Genomic DNA, 22,565 nt, shown 5'->3' on the forward strand with positions numbered 1-22,565 from the left:
TTCTTTAAATTAACAGCAAACACTATATATTGTACTGGTAAAAAAATCCTAACTATATTTAGTAGACATTAAATATTCTTTATGCTATAATGTGCAATGAGAAATCACTGGAAAGGAAGAAAACAATGAAGGTAATCAAACGAGACGGAAGAATTACAGACTATGATAGAAATAAAATATTATCAGCTATTCGTAAGGCAAATGTAGAGGTAGAAGACTTTGAAAAATTGTCTGAAGAAAAGATGGAGGATATCATAGGGAGTATTGAATCTTTAAAAAGAGATACAATTAATGTAGAAGATATTCAAGATATTATTGAACAAAAGTTAATGGCAGAAGGTAAGTTCGCATTAGCAAAGACATACATAATCTACCGTTATACAAGAGAGTTAGTTCGTAAATCCAATACAACGGATGAATCTATTATGAGTTTGATTCGAAATGACAATAAAGCTGTCATGGAAGAAAATTCCAATAAAAATGCAATTATTGCTTCAACACAAAGAGATTTAATTGCAGGAGAAGTTTCAAAAGACTTAACAAAACGACTTTTATTACCAGAAAAGATTTCAAAAGCACATGAAGAAGGGGTTCTTCATTTTCATGATGCAGACTATTTTTTACAATCTATCTTTAATTGCTGTTTAATTAATATTGGTGACATGCTTGATAATGGCACAGTCATGAATGCAAAATTAATTGAGAGTCCGAAAAGCTTTCAGGTAGCATGTACAGTAGTAACCCAAGTAATTGCAGCAGTAGCAAGTAGTCAGTACGGCGGACAGTCGGTTGACGTAAAACATTTAGGAAAATATTTACGAAAGAGTCGTGAAAAATATAGAAAACAGTATAACCAAAAATATGAAGGGATACTGGAGGAATCTGTAATTGAACAATTAGTAGAGGATCGACTAAGAGATGAGTTAAAATCAGGTGTTCAGACGATTCAATACCAGATTAATACATTGATGACGACAAATGGGCAATCTCCATTTGTAACGTTGTTCTTAAATTTAGATAAAGATGATGAATATATTGAAGAAAATGCAATGATTATTGAGGAAATATTAAGACAGCGTCTGGAGGGAATTAAAAATGAAAAGGGTGTATATATTACACCAGCTTTCCCAAAACTTATTTATGTATTAGATGAACATAATTGTTTAAAAGGCGGAAAATATGATTATATTACAAAGCTTGCAGTAAAATGTTCTGCCAAACGACTTTATCCGGATTATATTTCTGCTAAAAAAATGCGTGAAAATTATGAAGGAAATGTTTTCAGCTGTATGGGATGCCGAAGCTTTTTGACTCCATGGAAAGATGGAAATGGCAATTATAAATTCGAGGGACGATTTAATCAGGGTGTTGTAAGTATCAATCTTCCTCAGATTGGAATTTTAGCAGAAGGAGACGAAGAAGTATTCTGGCAGTTATTAGAAGAACGTCTTGCTCTATGTTTTGAAGCCTTAATGTGCAGACATCATGCCCTAGAGGGAACATTATCTGATGTAAGTCCAATCCATTGGCAGTATGGTGCAATTGCAAGGCTGAAAAAGGGGGAAAAGATTGATAAGCTGTTGCATAACGGGTATTCTACGATTTCCCTTGGATATATCGGTTTATATGAAGTAACAAAACTAATGACAGGTGTAAGTCATACAGAGCCAAAAGGAACGGAATTTGCACTTCGTCTTATGAAACGGCTTCGTGAGGCAACAGATACATGGAAAAAGGAAACAGGAATTGGTTTTGGCTTATATGGTACACCGGCAGAATCTTTATGCTATCGTTTTGCGGAGATTGACAGAAAACGTTTTGGCGTAATAAAGGATGTAACAGATAAAGGATATTACACGAATTCATACCATGTTGATGTAAGAGAAGAAATAGATGCGTTGCGTAAATTTGATTTTGAAGCACAATTTCAGGTTATTTCTTCTGGTGGTGCAATCTCTTATGTTGAGATTCCGAATATGAAAAATAATTTAGAGGCATTAGAAGAAGTTGTAAAATATATTTATGATAATATTCAATATGCTGAGTTTAACACAAAATCCGATTATTGCCATGTATGTGGATATGATGGTGAAATTATAATAAATGACGATTTAGAGTGGGAGTGTCCACAATGTCATAATAAAGACCATTCAAAAATGAATGTTACAAGAAGAACTTGTGGTTATCTTGGAGAAAATTTCTGGAATGTAGGAAAGACAAAAGAAATCAATTCAAGAGTACTTCATCTGTAACAGGTCAGAGAAACGGATAAAAAAGGATGTAGTTGCATCCTTTTTTATCATGTAGAGTTATTATTTAGAAAGCATTTATTGCAAAAAATAAAGAACGGTTATAGGTTGCCGTTATCAATCTAAATATATTATACAAGGATAATAATATAACATGAATTATGCAGGAATAAAGAAAATGGATGTTGCCAATGGGCCGGGTCTTCGGGTAACTTTATTTGTAAGTGGATGTACTCATCATTGCAAAGGTTGTTTTAACAAAGAAACATGGGATTTTAAATATGGAGAACCGTTTACTGAGGAAACAGAAAAGTTACTGTTAGATTATTTAAAGCCGGATTATATTGCAGGTTTTACACTGTTAGGTGGAGAGCCATTTGAACGGGTAAACCAAGAGGCATTGACACCATTTTTGAAAAAAGTAAGGGAAACATATCCGGAAAAAACAATTTGGTGTTTTACAGGATATGATTTTGAAAAAGATATTAAAGGACGTATGATAGGACAATGGGAACATACAGAAGAGATGTTAAGTTATATTGATATTTTAGTCGATGGAGAATTCAAAGAAGAACTAAAGAATTTAAATCTGCGGTTTAAAGGTTCTTCCAATCAGAGAACAATTAAAGTTAAAGAAAGTTTAGAGCAGGGAAAAATTGTGTTTTGGGAAGGCTCAAACGATTAATTTACAAGAAAGAATAAAGCATAAGGAGAATAAAATGGAAACAAAAACAATTAAAATTAAATATCATTCTGAAGAAATTAGTAAGCTAGAGTATATTGGAGGTAAAAGTGACTGGATTGACTTAAGAGCGGCTGAGCATGTTGTATTAAAGAAAGGTGAATTTAAATTAATCAGCTTAGGAATATCAATGCAATTACCAGCCGGATATGAGGCAGTTATTGTCCCAAGAAGTTCAACTTACAAAAATTTTGGAATTATACAGACAAACCATATGGGTGTCATTGATGAAACTTATTGCGGAAATGATGATATTTTCATGATGCCGGCACTTGCAATGAGAGATACGGAGATAAATGTAAATGATAGAATCTGCCAATTCAGAATTCAAAAACATCAACCACAGATTGTGTTTGAAGAGGTTGAAACACTGGAAAATGAAAACAGAGGCGGAATTGGAAGTACTGGCGTAAAATAATTAGTAAACGGGGGCTATTTGCATGAAAAAATGGATAAACACTTTTTTATATGGAGATAAAAAAACGATTTTTTTTATCATTTCTGTATTTTGCGGTACAGTAGCAACGATTAGTTTTGCAGTTGCTGCTGTAATGAAATTATCTCTTTTATACGGAGCTATATCTGTTTTGGTAGGGGTAATTACCGGAATTTTATTGCAAAATTATACGTTACAGGACAAAGTAGATAATTTCGATTCGAACGAAGAGAAGGAGAAAGTGACAGAGGCTCTTACTTTGCTGTCCGAGCCGGTAATAGAAGAAACAAAGAAAAAAGAGATAGAATTTAGAAAGCCTGCCGATCAACGAAAGAGCGAAGAAACGATATATGACAATTATGGAGAAAAAGAGTTAGAACAATTATTTCGCAAGTATAAAGTAAAGCAAGAGTACAGAAAAATTATGATTGATAGCTGTGCATGCTTTCGAATAAGACAATGTCCCGCATATATATGGAAAAATAAAAAGTGTTTATCTATTTTATTAATTGAAGAAAAGCCTCGATTTCTTTCAATTCCGTTGAAAGAAATCAAGGATATTTATTACGAAAGAGGAGTTTTGGTAAAAAATAAGGATGATTATGAAGAAATGAAAAAACCATCGTATATTGCTAGTCTATTTTCCCCTTACCTTCCTAATTATTATGAAAAAATACATGAGGAACAAAAAAGAAAGTATAAAAATTTATATGTTATTGGACCAAAATTAAAAGTTACCAATACTTCTGCGAGAAATTTATTTGATATTTTAGAACTGGAATTTAGTGTGGAAGATAAAATTATGGAATCGACAAGAATTAGTCCTTATTTCAAATTAGCCTATAAGTCCAATATTTTATTACAAGATAGAGTGATTGATTTGGAAGAATACAGACAAAGGATTCGGATGATAGTCACGGCAATTGCCGAGGACGAAGAAGAATATGAATTTCATCGTTTGATTGAACAGTTTGTTGAGGCAAAGTTGATAACAGCGGAATATGGTGATTATTATAAGGAAAAAAGAAAGGAATATCATATTACGGCAGAAGAAATGCTAAAAAATCAGACAATTAGAGATGGAAAAATCAGATAACAGAATATGTGATAAAAATATAAAAATAGTATTGACAAAATAAAAAACTTATACTATAATAAAATCATAAACAAAAACAAAGAAACACAAAAAAAGAAAAGAGAGGCTGATTCCAATGGATATTTCAGAACAGTATCTCCTTAAAATCGATAAAGTTAATTTCCAATAACATTGCTCTATATGAAACGTTTACATATATAGAGGCTACTCGAAGAAGAGTAGAAACAAAAGATAAAGGATGATACAATAAGAAACAAAAGAAAATTTATAAAAGTGAACCAAAGAAAAATACGACGAAAGTAAGAGGTACAGACCACCAAAAACATAAGTTAAATCTAAAGTACGGAAGAAAAACAATCTGAAGTACAAAAGATAAAAAAATAATAAACAAGATAGAAGAAAGTAGAGGTACAGACCACCAGAAAATTAAGTAATGAATCAAAACTTTTATAGAACTTATTAAAATACGACGAAAGTAAGAGGTATGGACCACCAAAAACATAAGTAATGATAAAATATAAAAACAAATCTAAGAAAGGTAAGGTATAAACCGCCAGAAAAGTAAATTATGAATAATGAAGAGAATTGAAAGTGCTTGTCTTTAATAAATGGAAGGCAGGCACTTTTTTTGCTTTATAGGAAGTGAGGGATACAGGGAGTTGAGGTGGACTTGTCCACTTTGTTCTGAATAGAATTGGAAAATCAATAAAATTGACATTATATAGTAAATGATATAATATTTTATTGTTTGCTATTGAAAGATAAAGGATATAAATTTTAAATGACAGTTAAGTGGAAAGAAAGGTTATTGATTAGTAAAACTATATGTTCCACTATTGGGACAGGATTTTGTAGAATCAACACTATTTGTGATGATTATAACTTCATTTGTAACCGGTATGGGAGTATATTATGCGGCTGCCTATAATCTGATTGAAAGTATAGTTGCATTTGCATTTATGCCTGTATATGCATATTCTGGTGCAACATTGATGTTAGTCGGACAGTCTTATTCCAAAAAGGAATTTGTAAAACTACAGAGATTTCCTAAAATTTCTATAAAATGCTGTATTGGTATATTTTTGACAATTGCTATCCTTTTTTCTTTTTTTTCAGAATCTGTATGTGGTATTATTACCAATGATACTACATTAATAGAATTTACAAAGAGAATACTTCCTGTTGCTTTGGGAATGCAGATATTTAATATAGGAAATCAAATATTTAAATATTGCTTACAGGGAGTTGAACGAGAAAAATGGGTGTTTATTTATTCGACTGGAATTTCCTGTGTGTCTTGTATCATAATATATTATTTTACAACGTATACAAATTTACAACTTTATGGAACATACGTTGGATTAGGAATTACATATTTTTTACTTGGAATCGGATCTTATTTGAAGTATAGAAAAGTGATAAAAGTATATAAAAAATAAAATGAGAAACGAATAAAATAGTGCAAAAAGACTATACTAGTACAAAAAGCCTAGAATATTTTTGGACGATTTTTCTAATAAAACGATTATTTTGCTTGACAGCATAAGAAAAAAATGTTATTATGTGAACAAGTTAATAGAAATAACGCAAGATAATCACGTGGATTGTGACTGGTAATGCAGGCAAGACCGTCTTAGTAGTTGAGAGAATCTACAGGGCAGGTCTTTTTTATTTATAAAATTGTGTAGTTAATAGGACATTAGGAGGGCAGTAGAATGTATGAGATTACAAAAGTGATTAACAATAATATAGTATGTTCTATTGATTCCAATGGTAAAGAGATTATTTTAAGAGGTCTTGGAATTGGGTTTCAGAAAAAGAAAAGAGATTGTATTGATAAAGAGAAAGTGGAAAAGGTATATCGAATTGCTGATAAAGAAGTATCAAGTAAGTTGCAGGAGTTATTAGAAGAGATTCCACTTGAATATGTCAGCACATGTACAGATATTATAGATTATGCAAAGCAATCACTTACAAGACGTTTAAATGACAATATATATATCACACTAACCGATCATATCAGTTTTGCGATCGAGAGAAAGAATCAAAATCTGGAATATAAGAATGCACTTTTATCAGAGATAAAGAGCTTCTATCCAAAGGAATATGAAATTGGTCTGAATGCAGTTGAGATCATAAAAGAGAGATTGTCTGTAGAGCTATCTTGTGATGAAGCAGCTTTTATAGCATTGCATATTGTAAATGCGGAATTAGATACCGATATGTGCAATATGGTTAGTATTACAGAGATGATTCAAAGTATTATTGAAATTGTAGAATGTTATTATAAGAAAGAATTAAAAAAAGATACATTACACTTTGACCGTTTTATTACACACTTAAAATACTTTGGTCAAAGAGTATTTCAAAATAAGATTACGAAAGATGATGATATGACATTTCAAAAAATGGTCCGGGAGCATTTTGTAAAAGAATATGAATGTGCAGAGCAGATTCGGAATTTTGTGGAAGAGACATATCATAAAAGAATTACAGAAGAAGAGATGATATTTCTCACAGTACATTTAAGGAGAATTATTACAGAATCTTAGAATAGAAATTATATTGATAGTGGATATCCTTTGGATTGTGACTGGTAATGCAGGCAAGACCGAAGAAAGCAGAGCAGACGCCTTTGTTTTCTCGGTCTTTTTCTATTGAAATGAGTTATAGTGAAGGACATAGTTCATCACTTAATTATAAAAAGGTAACAAGAAAAATAAAGAAAGAAAAGAGGGATAGTCTATGAAAGACAAAATTTTTGGAATATTGCAGAGAATAGGACGTTCATTTATGCTTCCAATTGCAATTCTTCCGGTAGCAGGTCTGTTTCTTGGTATAGGTGGTTCTTTTACCAATGAAACAATGTTGGAAACGTATGGGCTGACTCAGGTTATGGGACCTGGAACTATTATTTATGCGATTCTTTCTGTCATGAGTGACGCGGGTAACATTGTATTTGCCAATCTGCCAATTTTATTTGCGATGGGTGTTGCAATTGGTATGGCAAAAAAAGAAAAAGAAGTTGCAGCCCTTTCGGCAGCAATTGCATTTTTTATCATGCATGCAGCGTTGGGGGCTATGATTAAAATTAATGGCGGAGCAGAGGCAATGCTTAATGGTTCTACTACTTCTGTGTTAGGTATTACATCGCTTCAAATGGGTGTATTTGGCGGTATTATAGTAGGGCTTGGAGTTGCGGCACTTCATAATAAATATTATAAAATTCAGTTGCCGCAGGTATTATCATTTTTTGGTGGCACTCGTTTTGTTCCAATCATTAGTTCAATTGTCTATCTGATTGTCGGAATTGGAATGTTTTTTATATGGCCACCGATTCAGATTGGAATATATAAAGTTGGCGATTTAGTATTACAGTCCGGCTATGCAGGAACTTGGATTTACGGAGTTATGGAGCGTGCATTGATTCCATTTGGACTTCATCATGTATTTTATCTGCCATTCTGGCAGACTGCTGTAGGCGGTACTGCTCAGGTTGGCGGGCAATTGATTGAAGGCGCACAGAATATTTTCTTTGCTGAATTAGGAACAAAGGGAATTGCACATTTTAGTGTGGAAGCAACTCGTTTTATGTCAGGTAAATTCCCACTTATGATATTTGGGCTTCCGGGGGCAGCACTTGCTATGTATAAATGTGCGAAGCCTGAGAAAAGAAAAGCGGTAGGAGGATTATTACTATCCGCAGCGCTTACTTCCATGCTTACTGGTATTACAGAACCGATTGAATTTACTTTCCTATTTGTAGCACCGATTCTTTATGTAATTCATTGTGCGTTTGCCGGTTTGGCGTATATGTTAATGCATATTTTAAATGTTGGCGTTGGTATGACATTCTCTGGTGGTTTTATTGATTTATTTTTATTTGGTATTTTACAGGGAAATGGAAAAACAAGTTGGATTAACGTTGTATGGGTTGGTATTATTTATTTTGTTGTATATTACTTCTTATTCTCATTTCTTATTAAAAAATTCGACTTTAAAACGCCGGGAAGAGAAGAAGGAGATGGAGAAACAAAGTTATATACGAGAGCTGATTTAAATGAAAAGAAAGTAAATCAGAATGGTCAAAGTGATATGGTGTCCGAACAAATTGTAGCTGGTTTAGGTGGCTGCAATAATATTAGTGATGTAGACTGTTGTGCAACACGACTTCGTATTACGGTATTTGATGCAGGAAAAGTACAAGAAGCAACTTTGAAGGCAACAGGTGCATCAGGAGTAATTCAAAAAGGAAATGGAATCCAAGTAATCTATGGACCACAGGTAACCGTTATCAAATCTAACTTGGAAGATTACCTTAGTCATGGAGTAAAAGCAGGACAAGAAAAAGTGGAACAGGATATTCATAAAGCAGTTGAAAAGAAAGAACAAAACAATTCTATTGTAAAATATATTTATGCACCATTGAAAGGAACACTTCTTCCATTAGAACAAGTAGAAGATGGAGTATTTTCGGCAAAAATGTTAGGTGACGGAATTGCAATTGAACCGGAAGAAGGAATTGTGACAGCTCCGTTTGATGGACAGGTAACAATGGTATTTGATACAAAACATGCAATCGGTCTAATGTCAGAAGATGGAGTAGAAGTTCTCATTCATGTTGGAATTGATACAGTTCAATTAAATGGAAAGTATTACGATGTTAAAGTTAGTGCAGGAGATCAAGTGAAAACAGGTGATTTATTAGCAAAATTTGATATGAATAAAATAAAATCAGAAGGCTATCGTACGATAACTCCGATTATTATTAGTAATACGGATGAATTTCACACTATTTTACCGATTGGCCGGGGAAAAGTAGAAAGAAAGAGTAAGATTTTGAAAGTAGAATAAAGAGAATAAATTTATACTCCATTTTAAGTATAAAACAGAAGAAAAGGGGCAGGAATTTGCTTAATTCTTGTCCCTTGACAGTTTATCATACTATGATTTACAATAAAGCAAAATATGGATAGCAGATTAGGAGGGAAGAGTATGTATCAAGAACAGATTGAAGCAGCGAAAGAGCAATTTGGCAGGCTGTTAGAAAAACAATTAATAAGGGTTGAGCAGATGAAATCACAAGGTGATTTTATTGATTATAAGCAATTAGATAAAATAATTGTTGGAGTATGTGGTGGAGATGGAATTGGTCCTGCTATCACAAAACAGGCACAACGTGTGCTGGAATATTTATTGAAGGATGAAGTTGCATCAGGAAAGGTCGAATTTAAAGTTATTGATGGTCTTACAATTGAGCGTAGAGCGGAAGAAATGAAAGCAATCCCGGATGATGTGTTAGAAGAGTTAAAGGAATGTCATGTCATTTTAAAAGGACCTACAACAACGCCAAGAAAAGGTGATGAATGGCCAAATGTAGAGTCTGCTAATGTTGCAATGCGAAAAGCACTCGATTTATTTGCAAATGTGCGTCCTGTAAGAATTCCGGAGCAAGGAATTGACTGGACATTCTATCGGGAAAATACAGAAGGTGGTTATGCTGCAGGAAAAGAAGGTGTACAGGTTACAGAAGATTTAGGAATTGATTTCACAATTGCAACAAAAGAAGGTTGTGACCGAATTATCCGTGCTGCATTTGAATTTGCAAAGGCAAATGGAAAAACAAGAGTAACTGCAGTAACAAAGGCTAATATTATTAAAACGACAGATGGTAAGTTTTTAGATTGTTTTTATCGGATTGCAAAAGAATATCCGGATATTCAAGCTGATGACTGGTACATAGATATTATGACAGCAAAATTAATTGATGAAAACAGAAGAAGAGGATTCCAGGTAGTAGTTCTTCCAAATCTTTATGGAGATATTATTACAGATGAAGCGGCAGAATTCCAGGGTGGTGTTGGAACAGCAGGAAGTGCTAATATTGGTAAAAGATATGCCATGTTTGAGGCAATTCATGGTTCAGCACCTCGTATGGTAAAAGAAGGAAGGGATATTTATGCTGACCCTTGCAGTGTAATTCGTGCCGGAGCAATGTTATTAAGTCATATTGGTTATACGAAAGAAGCAGATAAGCTATATAAGGCATTGGATATCTGTACCGTGACAGAGAAAAAGTTAGTTATAACAGGACGTGATACAGGTGCTACGGGCGAAGAATTTGCCGATTATATCATGGAAACAATAGAAAGAATTTAAAAAAATGCAGTGCAGATGTCAATAAAATCGATTTAACATTTGCACTGCATTTTTAATATAAAAATAAAATCTCTATCCTAATTGTGTACTAGATGGAGTAGTAGGATGTTGATTTGAACTTTCTTTTGTGGCAGCTGTATTATTTTGATTGTCTGCAATGTATTCTCCAAATTGGGCAACAAAATAATTTGTAAAAATTCCATTAATGTAAAGCCCCAATAGACTAATCAGACAAAGCTTGCTTCCAAAAATAAAATAAGAGAATCCTACTGTTAAAATTCCTGATAAAATAAAACTTTTTCCATAATCAATATTAGAATATTTATTAATAATTTTTGCAATAACTTCTGTTCCGCCAGAGCAGGCATTTTGATAAAAAATCAAAGCGATGCCAATTGATGAAATTAGTGTTCCAAAAATAAGATTGATACCGATATCTTCAAATAATGGTTTGGAAACCGGTATAAAAATTTCTAAGAATCTTAAAATAATTGGTGTTACTACAGTTGCATAAACAGTTTTCCAGCCAAAATCGCCACCTACAAAAATAAATCCCACAATTAAAAGAATTACATTTAAGAAAAATGTAATCAGTGAGATTGGAAGTGGAATAAAGGTTGCGAGTAATGTGGCCAGACCTACAGCACTTGCGGTTACTATGTCTTGCGGGATTAGGAAAAAGTATATAGCTGTAATTATAATAGCAAGTCCTATCGTTATATTTACATATTCTTTTACCTGTTTTGATTTCATAATCAACAGACCTTTCTTCGTATTCAGTTTCGTTTCTTTTTCGTATGATGATTGTAACAGGATTATTGAAAAAAGAATGTAACTTATGCTACAATTGAGAAAAGAATGTAAAAAGAGGGGCATTTATGAGGCAAAATATTCAAAAAGAATCCATTTTATATAAAATATTTGAAAAAGTTGGAACAGTCGAAAGATATCAAAAAGATGAAATCATATTTTTACAGAATGATCCGGCACACGAATTTTATCTGATTCGTAAAGGAAGGGTAAGAGTTTATTTAACTGCGGAAAATGGCAATGAACTTACAATAGAAATTGTAAGAGCTGGTAAAATATTTGGGGAAGCAGGATACTTTAGTCGTTCTACTCAAATTAATTCTGTTAGTGCGGTGACAGAAGTTGAATTATTGGCCGTTAATATGGTGGAGCTTTATCCTCATTTAGTAGATAATCCGGAAGCGATGATTGAAATGTTTCAATTTATGGCCAATCGAATTCGTGATTTATCGCTTCAATTGAATAGTATTACGTTCATGAGCGTAGAGAAAAAATTGGCATATATGTTACTTCATTTAGGAGAGTATTTTAAAAAGAATCCTGATGATAATGAATTTTCGGTAGATTATACGCATCAGGAAATGGGGGATTTAACGGGAAGCAATCGTGTTACTGTTACGCGGGCATTAAAGCATATGCAGGAAATGGGCTTAGTTAAGCTGGAATATCGGAATATCCATGTTATAAATGTAAAGGCATTGGAAGAATACCTAGGGGATGTTTATTAAAAAAATAGAATAAATCGTAAGGAATACTATAAGCCGGGTTCTGTATTAGATGGTCATCTATCTAGTCCTAATGTCACCACTAGGCTCAAGCGACCTACCCGAAAACACGACGGGCAGCCGTATCGTTTTCTGTTCGGTCTTGCTTCGGATGGGGTTTACATATGCCCTGCCTGTTACCAGCCAGGCGGTGAGCTCTTACCTCGCCATTCCACCCTTACATAGTAAAACTATGCGGTATATTTCTGTTGCACTTTCCTTAGAGTCGCCTCCACCAGACGTTATCTGGCATCCTGCCCTACGAAGCCCGGACTTTCCTCACCTAAGACCTTTCGGTACGAATAGGCGCGACCATCTGTATTCCTTACGAAGCTTTATTCTAACATGATAAAAAGAAATTGTAAATATTTTTATAAAATATTTTCATTAATTTTTTTACTTCAGCACATTTTGCATATTTATTTTGAGTCTTATTCTTTCGCTTGTATTAATTATTATGGTGCTGTATAATCAGTAAAGATAATGTTTTTTGGGAGGTAGAAAATGGACTTCGAACGATTAAAACAACAAATGACTTTTATAAAAGAGATTGATAAAATTAAAAAAATTGGAAGGCAAACTTATCTTTCGGATGCTTCAAGAAAGGAAAATGATGCGGAACATTCATGGCATCTGGCAATGATGGTACTTTTACTTCATGAATATTCTAATGTGCCGATTGATGTATCACGTACGATGGCGATGGTTTTAATTCATGATATTATTGAAATTGACGCAGGAGATACTTATGCCTATGATGAGAAAGGAAACCAGTCAAAAAGAGAAAGGGAGTTAAAAGCGGCAGAAAGACTTTTTCATTTACTTCCAGACGATCAGGCATCTTATGTGCGTGGACTTTGGGATGAATTTGAGGAAAAGAAAACACCGGAGGCAAAATTTGCTAATGCAGTAGATAAGATTCAGCCAACTATGTTAAACGATGCAAGTGAAGGAAAATCATGGATAGAACATGGCGTACATCTGGAGCAGATTTTAAAAAGAAATGAATCTACGAAAGAAGGTTCAGAAGAGCTTTGGAATTTTGCGTTAGAAAATTATATCAAACCACATGTTGGGAATGAAATTTTAGAATAAGAAATGAAAATTTAAAAACTTTTATAAAACGTTATATGGAAGAGAGGTATAAAATGAGTTTTTTGGAACAAATAAAAGAAGAAAATAAGTTATTTATAGAACGGTATGAATTAACTTGTGAGAGGATTCAGGATCTGATAAATGAAAAAATTCCTTTAAAGGAAGCGTATCGTGATTACTTTTACAAAACGGCAAAATTTTTAGGAAAGATTCAGAAGGTAACTTCATTGGTAGAAAACGGTGAACTTCGTGTTTTACCGATAGAACAGTTACAATGCCTGAATCATGAGCTTTATGAGGATATTATTGGTGAAAATTATGAGCAAAGTTATGCAAATCCTTCCTATGCAGTTGACAGGCTAGGTGAAGGAATTGGACAAATGCTTAGTTTTTTGTACACAGAACTTCGCGGTTGTATTGCTTATGCATTTGAAAATCGACTATTTGAAATTACAATTGGTCAAGAACTGTTTCTTGAAATTTATCATTTGTTTGAAGAAGAGGAAGAAAAAGAAATATTGGAAAAATCTATAAAATCTTCAATTGTATATTATGCAGGAGACTATAGTGAAGATATGGTAAAAATCCGTACAAGAGAAATGCTTAATCCTTCCTATTCTTACGCAACTGATATCATTATGAACTGTGATTTGACAGATTTAAGATATTTGTATTATTTCGGAGAATATATAACAGAGAATGAATGGAAAACAGCTACTTATCTCAATTCTTTCTCTCAGAAGGAGATAGATAAGATGGCTTCTACCTATACAGAAGGTTTCCGAACGGGTTTTATTGCAAATAATTTGGATATTTCCATTAAATCGATTGTAAATATTCGCTATTGTGTGGGATTTGAGCGTCTTGTAAAAGCTGCGATTAACCAGTTTTTGGATATGGGATTAAAACCTACGATATATCGTGCAGCAGTAAGCAGTATTCAAAAAAATCAGAATTTGAAAATTGGATATTATAGCACTTCCCCAAATCGACAGTATGATTATGATCACCGATTTGATGACGCACTTTATATCAGTAAGAGCTTTTTAGACAGAAAGCTAGATGGTAATAAATCAGCTTATGAAGAAATGAAGGAACAGGCTTCTTGTTTTGCAGGACCTGCAGTGATCGAAGTGTTTGGAGAAACCCCATTTGCTCCGGTACAGAAAAAAGAAGCACTTCGACTGTCTGAGAAACAGCAAAAGCTAGTTGTAGATTATAAACGGGATGCGAGTCTGCTTTCGAATCAATATTTGAAAGGAGATGAGTATAGTTTTACAATTATAGCCTATCCAATACCGGAAATAGGAGCTGATTTTGAACAAATTTTCCATGAAACAGTAAAAGTCAATACATTGGATATGAAGCTTTATGAAACAATTCAAGAAAAAATAATTGATGTGTTAGATCAGGGAGAATACGTCCATGTTGTCGGAAAAGGAAAAAATAAAACAGACATAAAAGTTATGCTTCGGGAACTGAAAGATGCAAAGAAAGAAACATTATTTGAAAACTGTCTTGCAGATGTAAACATTCCGGTTGGCGAAGTATTTACATCTCCACAACTGAAAGGAACCGAAGGAACGCTTCATGTTTCTGAGGTTTATTTGAGAGATTTAAAATACATTGATTTGGAACTTCACTTTAAAGATGGAATGATTTCTAGTTATACTTGTAACAATTTTGAAGAAGAGGAAGAAAATAAGAAGTTTATCAGAGAAAATCTTATGCAACAGCATGAATCGCTTCCAATCGGAGAATTTGCAATTGGAACGAATACAACCGCCTATGTAATGGGAAAAAATTATGGAATTTCTCATATGTTGCCTATTTTGATTGCAGAAAAGACAGGACCTCATTTTGCGGTTGGAGATACTTGTTATAAAATGAGTGAGGATATAAAAACCTATAATCCAAACGGAAAAGAAATTGTCGCAAAAGATAATGAAGTTTCAATAAAACGAAAAACATCAATCGAAGAGGCTTATTTTAATTGCCATACTGATATAACGATACCTTATAATGAATTAGGGACCATTACAGTTCATACAAGAGATGGTAAAGCAATTGATATCATTTTGGATGGAAAATTTGTTTTAGAGGGAACAGAAGAACTTAATGGAGCGTTCGAACAGTTGAAGCATTAGTTTTTTAGGATACACTGCAAATATAAAAAAGTTATTTTGCAGTGTATTTTCGTATATTTTGCTCATAAAAGTACAGAAATCTGACAAATAAAAGCAATTAGTTTGTCGAAAATAGTAAAATAATGTATTATAGTTATAATAGTTTTGGTGATTTTACTATAAAATGTATAAGATTAAAAGGAGTAATTTTATGAGCGTTCATTTGATGGAAGAAGAGGGATTTGCAGATTTAGCAAGTGGGGAACGTAAAAGCAATTGTTTGCTCAAAATAATCCACCATGTGTGTGTAGTGGCAATAGTATATGAATTGAAACAAAATGTTTTCGAAATGCTGGAATGTAGAGAGGATTTTAAAGATTATTTTGTAGGAGTTAAAAGCTTTGATGAATTTATTTTACGTTATACTACGCTTATACAGGAGGATTGGAAAGAAAAGTACAGGGAAAAATTGGATTTTCAAAATATAGAGAATGAAATTATGAAAAAAAAAGAACTATATTTTGAATATCTGCAAAAAGAAAAAAATGAAACCTATAGTTGGTTTAGTACAAGAATTTTTCCGAATGAGTGGACAGATGAAAAAAGAGAAATAATTGTTATTATTGCACCGGAAAAAAGTAGAAAGATGAACGTGCAAAAAGAATTTGTTATGAAAGAGGCATTGCGTTTAGCGGAGAAAGCCAATAAAGCAAAAACAGAATTTCTATCCCATATGTCTCACGATATTCGAACTCCACTAAATGCTGTAATTGGAATGACAACAATTGCAAAAATTTATGCGGGAAATAGGGAAAAGGTAGAGGAATGTCTGGAGAAGATTACAGTTTCTTCTAAGTATATTTTGGCATTAATTAATAATATTTTAGATATGTCTAAAATTGAAAGTGGGAAAATGACTTTGAATTATAGCCCTTTTTCTATACAAAAAGTAGTCGGTGATATTAAAACAGTAATATCGCCACAGATAGAAGAAAAAAAACAGAAGCTTCAAATACATATTAGTGATGATATAAAAGAGTATTATGTTGGAGATGTTATTCGAACGAAACAAATTTTAATGAATATTATTGGAAATGCGATAAAATTTACTCCATCTGGGGGAACGATATATTTTTCTGTTATTTCAACAAAAATAGGAATGAAAAAAGATACGATTCGATTTGAAATTAAAGATACGGGAATCGGAATGTCGGAGGAACTTGTGAAGCATGTGTTTGAGCCATTTGTTCAGGAAATGGACAGAAGTGAAATAGTAGTAGAGGGAACTGGTCTTGGGCTTCCGATTACAAAAAATTTAGTGTATTTGTTAAATGGTAAAATAAGTGTAGAGAGCCAACTGGGAAAAGGAAGTACATTTATTATAGAATTGCCGTTTGAACAGATAAAAATCGGTGAAGAAAAAAAGAGTGGTCACTCTAAAAGCAGTAAAAAAGTAAAACCCGAGTTTCCGAAAGAACTTAGAATTTTAATTGCAGAAGATAATGATATTAATTTGGAAATTATAACAACATTGTTAGAGATGAACGGATTTATTGTTGAATCTGCGAACAATGGTAAAGAGGTTTTGGAGAAATTTAAGGCTTCAATACAGGGGTATTACTGTTTAATTTTTATGGATGTTAAGATGCCGGTAATGGATGGTTTAGAGGCAACAAAAAGGATTCGTCAATTAGATAAAAAAGATGCAAAGACAGTACCAATTATAGCTATGACTGCGAATGTGTTTAAGGAGGATATGTGTGAAGCAGAAGAAGCGGGTATGAATGACTATCTGATTAAACCACTGGATATGGAACTTGTATTGAAAAAAATAGCCAAAGTTTTGGGGATTGATGAGTAGGAGAAGTGTGAAAAAAATAATGAAGAGAAAGGAAATATGCAGCTGTTCTTTTTTCAATCGAATGATTGGGCAGCATCGCAAGCAGATTTGCGTTAAGCATGGGAATAAAAATGGAAAAGGTATTAAATCACTTTGATAAAAATGGAAATGCAGTAATGGTAGATGTGACAGACAAAGATGTGACAGAACGGATTGCAGTTGCATCTGGAAAAATATATATGAATAAGGAAACATATCAAATGATATGTACCCATAGTGCCAAAAAAGGGGATGTGCTTGGAGTTGCCAGAGTGGCAGGTATTATGGCATCGAAGCGAACCGGAGAACTGATTCCAATGTGTCATCCTTTAATGCTTACGAAGGTTTCGATTGATTATGAATACAACGAGGAAGAAGGTTGGATTAAAGCAATAGCAACAACAAAGCTGGCAGGAAGAACAGGAGTCGAAATGGAGGCATTGACAGCGGTTTCCGTAACTTTATTGACAATTTATGATATGTGTAAAGCAGTTGATCGAAGTATGGAAATAGGTGGAGTACATTTGGAAGAAAAATCTGGTGGAAAAAGTGGGCACTTTATAAGAAATAAAATTACACAGAATGGTAATTAGGTTGCTAGCAAAGGTATTTTATATTATAATAATGGTAAATATAAATTGCAAATATAAATTGCAAATATAAATTGCAAATAGAAGGTGTTCGCAGTGAAGAATGGAGGGCAAATATGGAAGAACGATATGTAAGTACAGGAAGACCCGTTATTTGTCAAAAATGTGGGGGAAAGTATAGATATAAATCATTAGGTGTATATGAATGTAATGACTGTGGAAATATTGAACTGGATGATTATGGGAAAGTAAGAACGTATTTAGATGAACAGGGAATGGCTCCTGCGGTTGTCATTTCCACTGCAACAGGAGTTCCGGTTCATGTTATTGAAGAATACTTAAAAGATGGGAAATTAGAAATACCGGAAGGTTCTGAAATCTATATTAAATGTGAAAGCTGCGGGACGGAGATAAGGTATGGAAGATATTGTCCGGCTTGTGCTTCAAAACTTGCAAAAGAATTGAAGGGAACGATTCATCTTGGAAATATTGGAGAAGTCCCAAAAGAAAGAAAAGGGAAAATGCGTTTTTTAAATGATGTGAATAAATAATACTGGAGGAAGGACATGGATGAGGATTTAGGAAGACAAGTAGAGCAAATGCTTTTAGAAGATGCAAGAAAGAAAGAGTCTGAGGAACTGCTTAGTGATGCAAAGAAAAAAGCAGCACAGATTATAAAAGATGCAGAAGATGAAGCAAGAGCTGTATATGGAGCGTCCTTAGAATATGTCGATGATATGCTTTCAGAAGTAAGTCTTGTTGTACTTCGGGCAAAGGAAGAAATGAAAAAGTACTGTGAAGAACTGTTGCTGGAATTTGACCGGAAGGCAGAAAGAATTGATGAGCAGAAAAATACAATAATGGAACAATTAAAAGTTGCTTCCGAAAATGGTAATCGTCCGGTAAAAAAAGTAAATTATGAAATTAAGGTAGATGAGTCTTATTTTCCAAAACGGGAGTATACGGTAAAATCGAATGATGGTTCTGGTGTAAAAGCAGAAACTTATAAGCCGGCAAAACAACCGTTTGAGATTAAAATTGCTGATGAATGGAAAGACCGGATTGAAAGTATGCTTATGGAAGAACAGCAATATGAAGAACCGGTTATCGAAGAGCCTGAGCCGGAAGAAGAGGAAGAGGGATATCAGGCAAGTGATTTTGACTTGGACGCAGAATATTTTTCGTGGTTAAATGAACAGGATAAAAAAGGGAAATAAAGACCGGAAGTTTTGCCAAACATTATAAAAAGTGTTACAAAATAATTGAATTTTGTAACACTTTTTATAATGTTTTACTTTATAGGAAACTTCGTCTCCTATAAAGCAAAAACGCTCCACTTTGTTCTAGTTATTATGCCTATTATCAAGCTTCAATTCCGGTTTCTTTCCAGGCTTTGAATTTTTCTCTTACGGCGTCCATTGTTTTCTGGCTGATATCAGGAAGCTCACTTCCCCAATCTTTTGTTGCTAATTTAAATCCTTTTTCAACTGCTTTTAACATTTCATCTGCCTTTGAAGGATCTCCGCCGGTTAAAGCATAAGCGAAAGAATAAATTCTTTCAGAAGTTTGCTCCACGCCCCAATAACCATTTTCGGAAACATCTTCTTTTGCCTGAGCAATATCTTCTGCTGAAAACTGTAAATTTCCAGATTTAATTAAATCAAAGATGTTCATTGAAGTATTATAAGTTTCACCTTGTTTTGCAAGTGTTTTGGCAACTAAATCTTTTAATTGCTGTTTTCTTTGTTCCGATTCCTTTAAAAGACGATTTACTGTTTCAGAATCTTTTACGTATGTTTTTTTTGTTGCAGAAGTAGCATCGTTTTTCGAAGGTTCATATACAGCAGCAGGATTAGCAGCTGTATTTATTGAAGAAGCGTCAGATGTCTTCTTTGCAGTTGAAGCTGTACTGTAAGTTGATGTTGCTGAACCTGTTCCATTAATTCCATTTACACTCATAGTATATTCTCCTTCCTTGGATATAGTATCCTCAATTGTTAGTTCCTTAATAGAATGGAAATCCGTTTCCAATGTTCTATTTAATATATCGGTGGGAGAAAAGCAGAACTTTAGACATATAAATTTGATTTTGGCAGATTCTTTGACAGAAAGACTGTTTTATTTGTATAATGGAGAAATATAAAATCCGAAAATAAAGAGTGATGATTTATTATAGAAGAAAGGAGAGGCTGTGATGGAGCAAAAGGAAGCCGTTGTCATAGTAAAAAATCTGGTGATTGGCATTGGAATACCTAAAATTTGTGTGTCTATTACGGGGAGAACAGAAGAAGAGATATATAATCAGGCAAAAAAAATAAAAGAAGAAAGAGCAGATATAGCAGAATGGAGAATGGATTATTGCGAAAAAGACTTTCTTTTTTCAAAATCCAAAGAGATAATTGGAAATATTGTTGAAATATTAGACACAATTCCGGTTATTGCGACATTTCGAACAAAAGATGAGGGTGGAGAACAACAGATAGAGCAGCTGTGTTATATTAAATTGAAGAAAAAGTTGATGATGGAGAGTAGGGCAGATTTGATTGATATTGAATTAAGTACCGGGGAGGCAATCGTAAAAGAATTAATTGAATATGCTCATTGTTATGGAAAGAAGGTTATTGTGTCAAATCATGATTTTCATTGTACTCCTTCTAAGACAGAAATAAAAGAACGGATTGATAAGATGCAAAAAGCAGGTGCAGATATTGCTAAGATTGCAGTTATGCCAAAAACGGGTAGAGATGTGCTTGATTTATTGGAAGCAACCATGGAAGTAAAGAAGAAAGAAATTCGTATACCTGTTATTACAATGGCGATGGGAAATCTGGGAAAGGTAAGCAGAATATCCGGAGAGATTTTTGGCTCGGCTGTCACATTTGGCAGTATAGGAGAACCATCGGCACCAGGTCAGATAGAAATTCATTGTTTGAAACAGATGTTAGATGTACTTCACTGATTATTTAAATAGAACTTGTAGTAAATTATCATATTTCAAAAGAAAAATGGTAATTTACTACAAGTTTTAAAGAAAAATCCAATTAGGCTCTAATTAGATAAATAATCTTTATAAATTTCCAGTGTTTTCAGCATCGCTTCTTTACCGGGAGCACCCATTGTGTTCCTTTTTTCAACACAGGTACGAAGGGAAATTGCTTCATAGATATCATGTTCAAATACATCGCTTATTTTACGATATTCTTCGAGAGATAGCTCATCAAGAGAACAATTTTTTTCGATGCAAAGAAGAACAAGTTGTCCAATAATTCCATGTGCATCACGGAAAGGAAGTCCTTTTTTGACAAGATAATCGGCTGCATCTGTTGCGTTAGTAAAACCACATCTTGCACTTTTTTCCATGTTGCATTTCTGGAAACGAATTGTTTTTAACATATCGTTGAAAAGTGATAAGCAGCCTTTTACTGTGTCAATTGCGTCAAATGTCAATTCTTTGTCTTCCTGCATATCTTTGTTATAAGCAAGCGGAAGTCCTTTCATTGTTGTTAAAAGGGACAAAAGAGCACCATATACCCTTCCGGTTTTTCCACGAACTAACTCAGCGATATCAGGATTTTTCTTTTGTGGCATGATACTGCTTCCTGTACTATAGCCATCATCTATTTCGATAAATTGATATTCATTGGAATTCCAGAGAATGATTTCTTCCGAAAAACGGCTAAGATGCATCATGATGATGGAAAGAGAATTTAAAAATTCAATCAAATAATCCCGGTCAGATACAGAATCCATACTATTTTGTGTTGCGTCTGTAAAATCAAGAAGTCTGGCGGTATAAGCACGGTCGAGTGGATAAGTTGTACCGGCAAGTGCACCTGAGCCAAGAGGACAATAATTCATTCGTTGGTAAATATCTTTTAAGCGGGAGCGGTCTCTTTGGAACATTTCGAAATATGCACCAATATGGTGGGCAAGTGTGATTGGCTGTGCCTTTTGGAGATGGGTGAATCCAGGCATATAAGTATCAAGATTTTTTTCCATCATTTGATATAAAGTATTTAATAAATCATTTAAAAGGACATCAATTTCAAATAATTCATCTCTTGTGTAAAGTTTCATATCCAATGCAACCTGGTCATTTCGGCTTCTTCCGGTATGAAGTTTTTTACCGGATTCTCCAATTCGCTCAATTAGCTTAGATTCGATGAAGCTATGAATATCTTCATAAGAAGAATCAATGGTAAGGGTGCCATTTTCTATATCAGAGCGAATGTCATTAAGTCCGTTGATGATAGTTTCTTTTTCTTCTTGTGTAAGAATGTTTTGCTTAGCAAGCATTGTTACATGGGCAATGCTCCCTCTGATATCCTGCAGATAAAATTTTTGATCAAATGAAATGGACGAATTAAAATTGTGAACCAGTTTGTCTGTTTCCTTTGTGAAACGACCGCCCCATAGTTTCATAGAAATTACCTCTTTTCTTTTTTTATTGCAAAACTCAATACATTAGAGTGTTTTGCTGTTTATCGATTATACTAGCATACCTTCTTTTAATTGTAAATCAAAAAATGTATAATTATACATAAAATAATAATATTGCTATTTTGTATAGAATATTAAGAAAAGGGTTATATTATTAGGGAATTTGTGGTAAAATTGGA

At 33.5% G+C, this 22,565-nt stretch carries 19 protein-coding genes and 1 other RNA gene; 16 read left to right on the forward strand and 4 right to left on the reverse strand.

Annotated elements, in window-relative coordinates:
- Positions 1 to 125 precede the first annotated feature (125 nt).
- The 8 genes from nrdD to FYJ58_RS06215 all read left to right on the forward strand — a co-directional run bounded on the left by nrdD (position 126) and on the right by FYJ58_RS06215 (position 10,682).
- Positions 126 to 2,252 (forward strand): anaerobic ribonucleoside-triphosphate reductase, encoded by a 2,127-nt coding sequence (gene nrdD / locus FYJ58_RS06180; protein WP_154518803.1) that lies wholly within the window; start codon positions 126 to 128, stop codon positions 2,250 to 2,252.
- A 151-nt stretch (positions 2,253 to 2,403) separates the two neighbouring features.
- Positions 2,404 to 2,934, forward strand: a complete 531-nt coding sequence (gene nrdG / locus FYJ58_RS06185; protein WP_154518805.1) for an anaerobic ribonucleoside-triphosphate reductase activating protein — start codon at positions 2,404 to 2,406, stop codon at positions 2,932 to 2,934.
- Positions 2,935 to 2,968: 34 nt separating this feature from the next.
- Complete coding sequence (locus FYJ58_RS06190; protein WP_154518807.1) at positions 2,969 to 3,409, forward strand: dUTP diphosphatase; 441 nt, start codon at positions 2,969 to 2,971, stop codon at positions 3,407 to 3,409.
- 22 nt (positions 3,410 to 3,431) lie between these two features.
- On the forward strand, positions 3,432 to 4,523 hold the full coding sequence (locus FYJ58_RS06195) for a hypothetical protein (RefSeq protein WP_154518809.1): 1,092 nt from the start codon (positions 3,432 to 3,434) through the stop codon (positions 4,521 to 4,523).
- 872 nt (positions 4,524 to 5,395) lie between these two features.
- Complete coding sequence (locus tag FYJ58_RS06200) at positions 5,396 to 5,962, forward strand: MATE family efflux transporter (protein ID WP_235912576.1); 567 nt, start codon at positions 5,396 to 5,398, stop codon at positions 5,960 to 5,962.
- Between the two features lie 276 nt (positions 5,963 to 6,238).
- Positions 6,239 to 7,075 (forward strand): BglG family transcription antiterminator LicT, encoded by an 837-nt coding sequence (licT, locus tag FYJ58_RS06205; protein ID WP_154518813.1) that lies wholly within the window; start codon positions 6,239 to 6,241, stop codon positions 7,073 to 7,075.
- Between the two features lie 193 nt (positions 7,076 to 7,268).
- Entirely contained in the window at positions 7,269 to 9,377 is a 2,109-nt protein-coding gene (locus FYJ58_RS06210) for a PTS transporter subunit IIABC (RefSeq protein WP_154518814.1), read from the forward strand.
- A 141-nt stretch (positions 9,378 to 9,518) separates the two neighbouring features.
- Positions 9,519 to 10,682 (forward strand): isocitrate/isopropylmalate family dehydrogenase, encoded by a 1,164-nt coding sequence (locus FYJ58_RS06215; protein WP_154518816.1) that lies wholly within the window; start codon positions 9,519 to 9,521, stop codon positions 10,680 to 10,682.
- A 72-nt stretch (positions 10,683 to 10,754) separates the two neighbouring features.
- Here FYJ58_RS06215 and FYJ58_RS06220 read toward each other — a convergent pair whose 3' ends face one another.
- Complete coding sequence (locus FYJ58_RS06220) at positions 10,755 to 11,435, reverse strand: YitT family protein (RefSeq protein WP_205839174.1); 681 nt, start codon at positions 11,433 to 11,435, stop codon at positions 10,755 to 10,757.
- Positions 11,436 to 11,560: 125 nt separating this feature from the next.
- On the opposite strand from FYJ58_RS06220, the gene FYJ58_RS06225 reads away from it, so the two are divergent.
- The gene (locus tag FYJ58_RS06225; protein ID WP_154518820.1) at positions 11,561 to 12,220 is read left to right on the forward strand and encodes a Crp/Fnr family transcriptional regulator; all 660 of its coding nucleotides are present in this window, start codon (positions 11,561 to 11,563) and stop codon (positions 12,218 to 12,220) included.
- Positions 12,221 to 12,233: 13 nt separating this feature from the next.
- Here the strand turns inward: FYJ58_RS06225 and rnpB are convergent.
- An RNA gene (rnpB, locus tag FYJ58_RS06230) (RNase P RNA component class A) lies at positions 12,234 to 12,584 on the reverse strand.
- A gap of 176 nt (positions 12,585 to 12,760) precedes the next feature.
- Here rnpB and FYJ58_RS06235 point away from each other — a divergent pair.
- The 6 genes from FYJ58_RS06235 to FYJ58_RS06260 all read left to right on the forward strand — a co-directional run bounded on the left by FYJ58_RS06235 (position 12,761) and on the right by FYJ58_RS06260 (position 19,163).
- On the forward strand, positions 12,761 to 13,351 hold the full coding sequence (locus tag FYJ58_RS06235) for an HD domain-containing protein (RefSeq protein WP_154518822.1): 591 nt from the start codon (positions 12,761 to 12,763) through the stop codon (positions 13,349 to 13,351).
- Positions 13,352 to 13,404: 53 nt separating this feature from the next.
- Positions 13,405 to 15,498: an aminopeptidase gene (locus FYJ58_RS06240; protein ID WP_235912573.1), complete on the forward strand. Its 2,094-nt coding sequence runs from the start codon at positions 13,405 to 13,407 to the stop codon at positions 15,496 to 15,498.
- A gap of 190 nt (positions 15,499 to 15,688) precedes the next feature.
- A complete protein-coding gene (locus FYJ58_RS06245; RefSeq protein ID WP_205839175.1) occupies positions 15,689 to 17,338 on the forward strand; it encodes a hybrid sensor histidine kinase/response regulator in 1,650 nt (549 codons plus the stop codon).
- 98 nt (positions 17,339 to 17,436) lie between these two features.
- Positions 17,437 to 17,949: a cyclic pyranopterin monophosphate synthase MoaC gene (moaC, locus tag FYJ58_RS06250; RefSeq protein ID WP_331464162.1), complete on the forward strand. Its 513-nt coding sequence runs from the start codon at positions 17,437 to 17,439 to the stop codon at positions 17,947 to 17,949.
- A 113-nt stretch (positions 17,950 to 18,062) separates the two neighbouring features.
- The gene (locus FYJ58_RS06255) at positions 18,063 to 18,497 is read left to right on the forward strand and encodes a hypothetical protein (protein ID WP_154518828.1); all 435 of its coding nucleotides are present in this window, start codon (positions 18,063 to 18,065) and stop codon (positions 18,495 to 18,497) included.
- Between the two features lie 15 nt (positions 18,498 to 18,512).
- Positions 18,513 to 19,163 carry a hypothetical protein gene (locus FYJ58_RS06260; RefSeq protein ID WP_154518830.1) on the forward strand — a complete coding sequence of 217 codons (651 nt, stop codon included), beginning with the start codon at positions 18,513 to 18,515 and terminating at the stop codon, positions 19,161 to 19,163.
- Between the two features lie 145 nt (positions 19,164 to 19,308).
- Here the strand turns inward: FYJ58_RS06260 and FYJ58_RS06265 are convergent, their stop codons facing one another.
- The gene (locus tag FYJ58_RS06265; RefSeq protein ID WP_154518832.1) at positions 19,309 to 19,905 is read right to left on the reverse strand and encodes a hypothetical protein; all 597 of its coding nucleotides are present in this window, start codon (positions 19,903 to 19,905) and stop codon (positions 19,309 to 19,311) included.
- Between the two features lie 235 nt (positions 19,906 to 20,140).
- On the opposite strand from FYJ58_RS06265, the gene aroD reads away from it, so the two are divergent.
- The gene (aroD, locus tag FYJ58_RS06270) at positions 20,141 to 20,905 is read left to right on the forward strand and encodes a type I 3-dehydroquinate dehydratase (protein ID WP_154518834.1); all 765 of its coding nucleotides are present in this window, start codon (positions 20,141 to 20,143) and stop codon (positions 20,903 to 20,905) included.
- 89 nt (positions 20,906 to 20,994) lie between these two features.
- On the opposite strand, the gene argH is transcribed toward aroD, so the two are convergent.
- On the reverse strand, positions 20,995 to 22,368 hold the full coding sequence (gene argH / locus FYJ58_RS06275; RefSeq protein WP_154518836.1) for an argininosuccinate lyase: 1,374 nt from the start codon (positions 22,366 to 22,368) through the stop codon (positions 20,995 to 20,997).
- Between the last annotated feature and the right edge of the window lie 197 nt (positions 22,369 to 22,565).

The organism is Velocimicrobium porci (assembly GCF_009696045.1).
GTDB classification, from domain to species: Bacteria; Bacillota; Clostridia; order Lachnospirales; family Lachnospiraceae; genus Velocimicrobium; species Velocimicrobium porci.